Raw genomic sequence first — 4,776 nt, forward strand, 5'->3', positions numbered from 1 at the left:
GAACTCGCCGCGCAAGCCCACGGCGTGGAACCCGGCCGTATCGCCAAGACGCTCTCCTTTCGCTTGGGCGATGGTCGCGTCATCATTCTGGTGGCACGCGGCGACGCACGCATCGATAACCGGAAATTCAAGGCCGTCTTTGGTAAGGGAAAGATGTCACCGCCGGAAGAGGTTGTCGCGCTTACCGGTCACCCCGTCGGCGGCGTTTGTCCGTTTGGTCTGGCGCAGCCACTACCGATCTATCTGGACAAGTCATTGCAGGATTTCGATGAAGTATTGCCCGCTGCCGGCGCTATCCATACCGCTGTGCGGATCAGCCCGGCGCTACTGGCCGCAGTGACCGACGGCGAGTGGGTTGATGTCTGCCTGCTGCGCGGTCCCTGATTCCGCTGACTTGGCAATGACTATTCGGTCAAATTCGGACGATCCAGCCCACTCAAAGCCCCAACGCCTGGCGGGTCATGCGGTAACCTGACTCGATCAGCTGGTCGACGGTCTGTCGCGAAAAATCATAGTCTTTCGATGAAGGTTCGCCTTCGCTGTTTTCCCGGACAATGCGGGTGATTGTCATCGGCGCGTCTTCGCCCATCATTTCGATGAAACGTGGCCGATGCCGGAGGCGGGCAACGGTATCGGCAGGCATTTCGGCGACAATTTCATCGACCAGTTTCCGGAAGTCGCGAATCAGGTCGCGAGTCTTCACGTCGCTGCGGATGCGTTCGCAGTAGAGTATTTCGCTTTGCCTGGCCATGGCTTCCGCCAGATTGCCGGGCAAGGCAGTTCTCGTGCCGGGAAACAGGTCGATGATGAAGACGCGCTTGCCGGCAGAACCGCAGCGTTTCACCACTAGGTCCAACGGCGAATTGCTGACGATTCCCCCATCCCAATAGTGTTTGCCATCGATAGTCGTCCACGGGAATCCTGGCGGTAAACTGCCGCTGGCGATGATGTGTTCGGGGGTCAGGTCGTCAACGTAGCTGTCGAAAACAACGAGTTCGCTGGTCTGGATATCGACCGCACTCACCATCAGCCGGACCGGGCTCGATTTCAGCTTGCTGAAATCAACGTACTTTTCCAGCAGTTTAATCGCCGGCGTTGTGTCGTAAAGGCTGGACCAGTGGCTTGGCATCTGTTCCAGACTGAGCATCGGCATGAACCAGCGCGGCCTGAAGAACTGGGGAACGCCAAACATGGCGATCAGCCCGCAAGCGACCTGCTGGCGTAGACTCTCGTCCGGCAAGTCAGGCGACAGGGTGCTTATATCGTTCCAGAAAGACGCCAGTGCATCGGCGGCTCGATCGGGGTTGCCGGCAATGATTGCGCCATTGAAGGCGCCAATCGAGACGCCGGCGACCACATCCGGGCGAATGCCGGATTCTTCCAGCGCTCTCACTGCGCCACACTCGAATCCACCAAAGGCACCGCCGCCCTGCAGAATGTAGATCGTCTGGTTGGGGATATGACTCAGCTGGTAGTCTGGATCTGACAGACTCGGTTTGCTGGACTTGAGATTCACCCGATGCTTGATGAGAAGTTCAACAACCTTGGTCTCGTCCGTCGGCCTGCCGAGGGAAAAGAGGGCGCGGGGCACATCGTCCCGCAGATAGAAGGCTGCGAACGATCCGGCCTGTAAGGATCCACGCTCGACTTTTTCATCCCCGGATTCGAAAAGGCCCAGCAGGTTAAAGCTCAGATCGAACATCTGACTATAGAAATAGGGGACCTCGTCGTAGGGGAGGCGTTGGCCGAGCATGTTCCGGGCCGCCAGTTTTCCCTGCTTGATGGCATTGTCCCAGTGTTCGATACGGTGCTGCCGGTTGAAAACCGGGTCGAAAAAGTTCGCGACATCACCGGCAGCAAAAACATTGGGCTGCGTGGTTTGCAGAAAGCGATCGACCACAATACCGTCGCCAACCTCGATGCCGCTTCCCCGCAGGAAACCTGTTTCAGGGCTCACGCCGGCGCCGATCACCACCATATCGCAGGCAATGGTTCTGCCGGCCTGAGTCACCACCGCTTCAACTGCAGCTTCGCCTTGGAACNNNNGTCCCTTGTGCGCACTCGAACGGATGGATTCGGCATCGGTCAGCGAGTAAAGATGAAAAATGCCAGGAAGCGCCGCACCGGGCAGAGACAAACGGCAGGGCGATGCGCCGGTCGCGATCAGCAACTTCTGATAGTGGATCTTCTTTCCAGGCAAGGTGTGGAGCATCTGCCGCTTTGAATCAACTGCCGTGACGGGACTATCCAGGGCGAGATCGATGTCCAGTTCGCGGTACCTGGTCTGGCTAAGAATGAGCCGGGGCGGCGGCGCCCGCTCGGCAGTAATGGCAAGCTTCGATAGCGGTGGCCGTTGATAGGGGAGATGCCGTTCTGCTCCCAGGAGGAGAATGCCTCCCTCGGCGCCCTCGGCTCTCAAGGTTTCCACGGCCGTAGCACCGGCCAGCCCGCCACCGACGACGACAAAATCGAAACTCCGTGTCATGTATGAATTCTCGCTGATCTGCTTGCCGTGTCATTGGGGCGTAATGTCACCTGCGCACCAAGAATGGATCAGGGCTGCGCCTCCACCTCATCGAACATCAACCCGCTGCTTCCTTCTCCACGGCCAACCTCGCGTCGACGGCGGGTCCATATGTAGGTTGTTCCGTTACTGCTGCATGCCAGTACGCGCTCGCGCAGCAGGCGCACACCCTCGCGAGGGACCTCCTCCTCGCGGATGACGCCGCCGGGCGCGGGTAGCAGCAAGCCACGCGGAACCCTGGTAGACGGCGCAAGCAGCGCGAGCCGCAGCCGACGCGGTAGCCCGGATTCCAGCTCCAGCGGAAACCAGTGCGGCGGCGCGGCAGTCATCAGGCGATAGGCAAGTGCAGCGTCGGCCACCGGGGCACGCTCGGGCGCCGGTGGAGCGGTTTCCGCCCGTGGCTTGGCACGGCCATCTCCGCCTTCCGTCGCATACTCGATCGCCCAGACAAGATTCGCCATCTCGTCGCGCATGAGTCGAACGTCCTCGATCACCGGGCCGATGAGCGGATGACCAGCGACATGGGGCAGCACCAGCGCCGGCACGCGGCCGCCATCAGGTGTCGCCGGCGTCATGAAGCTCCAGCCTGGATCGTTAGCGCTCGGTGCGCGCGCGGCGCTTGCAATACGCGTGGCAAGGCCGAAATTATCCTCGACCTCGAGCGAGACAACCTCGGCTACGACACCGATCGGCATGCGTACCGGGACCATGAACATGTCGTTGGCGTAGACGAGGCCGAATTCCAGCAGCGCCATGCGCGCCAGATCGGCGGTCGAGGCATCGATGGCGCCCAGGTCGATGCCCGCATCCTCCATCTCGAAATATCGAGGGAGCGGCATGCCGCGGAATCGTACCGGCGTGGGGAGGGTTGTGATCGTCAATGACGCCGGCGGCGGCGCGTTCGCCGGAACGGCAACGGCGTCGAAGCTCGCCCAGCCCACTCGCCCACCGCGTTCGCTTTCCGCGACCAGCGCGTGCGACCAGCTTGGCGCGAGCAGGCGCGCACGATATTCGAAGCGCTCGGCGTCCCAGGCGTCATGACCGGCACCGGGTTCGGCATGTACGGCGGCCAGCCACTCGCGCCATGCCTGTAGCGCGGGCTTGAGCTGTGCGGCGTCGGTGTCGGAGAGCCCGAGCCGAGTCAACGTGCAGCCGGGCGCTCCGGCGTCGTCGTGGCAGGCCTTGCCGTCGGGCAGCCGTCCGGCTGCGACGCGCGCCAGCGCTACAGCCTGCGGATCGAGCAATGCCTCGTCGCCGGTCGGCACCGCCAGAGGATACTCGCGCGCGATTTCGCCGATCAGCGATATCAAGCCGGCTTCGCGCAGCCGGTGCACGAGCTCGCGCCCCACATCGATGCGTTGGCGCATCGTCCATCGCGACGCCGCCAGAGTGACCTCGCACTCGATCAGCATATCGAGCGGCGGTCCCGCCGGATCGAGCTGCACGCGCCGACCTGTAGCCAACTCAAGTTCCGCGAAGGCGTGGGTGCGTAGAGTCGCACTGGCCAGGACCGGTGTACCCGCGTCCTCGCCGTCGAACTCGCCCATCACCCATTGCCGGGCCAGCAACCAAGCCGGGTCGTGCACGGCCGCAGCCAGACCTGGCGTCAGGTCGTCGCCACGCGTGCGTGGCTCGATGCGAAGGTAGAGTGAGTTCATGGCGCTACCGGCGTCGTCCACAGATCGGCGAGGCTGTCGGTCCCGTCGCCGTCAAGCAGCAGCAAGGCAGGCAGCAGCGCGCCCGCGCGGGCGACCAGGTCGGGGTCGACGGCACGCAGCTTGGCAAGCGCGAGCGCCTCAAGTAAATGGGCGAGCACGTCATCCTCGGTCCAGGTTTCACGCGACGCCTCGGGCACGAGCAGCAGCATGGTGTTAGGTGCGGCTTGCGAGGCGGCGGGTGCGTCGAAGACGATCGCAGTGTCGAGCTCGGCTTGCGGTACGACCTCGTTCCAGGCGTCGATGAACAAGCCCGCGACATGCTTCGTATGCGCCAGGTCGAGCGTTGCGGTCTGTGCGACGACATAGGACGTCCGGGAGGGTGCGGTCGGGCCAGGCAAGGCAGTCCAGCGCTCGCCGGGCGCCAACGGGTGCTGCGCCACGGTGAGGACGTATGCCGAGCTCCGGGCACCGGAGAGTGCGTCGGCCTGGCCGAGTACCGCATCGAGGCGTGCCACCGGCTCGCGCACACTCGCCACCCGGGCGATGAAGGCGCGAATATCCGGTGGCGTCGCGGCAATCGGGGCCGCGAGGGCG

The 4,776-nt window shown here is 63.1% G+C and carries 4 protein-coding genes; 1 reads left to right on the plus strand and 3 read right to left on the minus strand.

Features of this window, described 5'->3' with window-relative positions; genetic code table 11:
- Positions 1–384, plus strand: a 384-nt coding sequence (locus tag B3547_RS10960) for a YbaK/EbsC family protein (RefSeq protein WP_292963025.1), incomplete at its 5' end; no start/stop codon positions are given.
- Between the two features lie 52 nt (positions 385–436).
- Here B3547_RS10960 and B3547_RS10965 read toward each other — a convergent pair.
- The 3 genes from B3547_RS10965 to B3547_RS10975 form a co-directional block, all read right to left on the minus strand.
- Positions 437–2,485, minus strand: coding sequence for an FAD-dependent oxidoreductase (locus B3547_RS10965; protein WP_292963027.1), 2,049 nt, complete (start codon positions 2,483–2,485; stop codon positions 437–439).
- Between the two features lie 68 nt (positions 2,486–2,553).
- Positions 2,554–4,182 (minus strand): hypothetical protein, encoded by a 1,629-nt coding sequence (locus B3547_RS10970; RefSeq protein WP_186411785.1) that lies wholly within the window; start codon positions 4,180–4,182, stop codon positions 2,554–2,556.
- Positions 4,179–4,776, minus strand: a 598-nt coding sequence (locus B3547_RS10975) for a hypothetical protein (RefSeq protein ID WP_292963034.1), incomplete at its 5' end; no start/stop codon positions are given. The genes B3547_RS10970 and B3547_RS10975, both read right to left, overlap by 4 nt.

Origin of the sequence: Novosphingobium sp. UBA1939 (genome assembly GCF_002336885.1) — a bacterium.
Lineage (GTDB): Bacteria > Pseudomonadota > Alphaproteobacteria > Sphingomonadales > Sphingomonadaceae > Novosphingobium.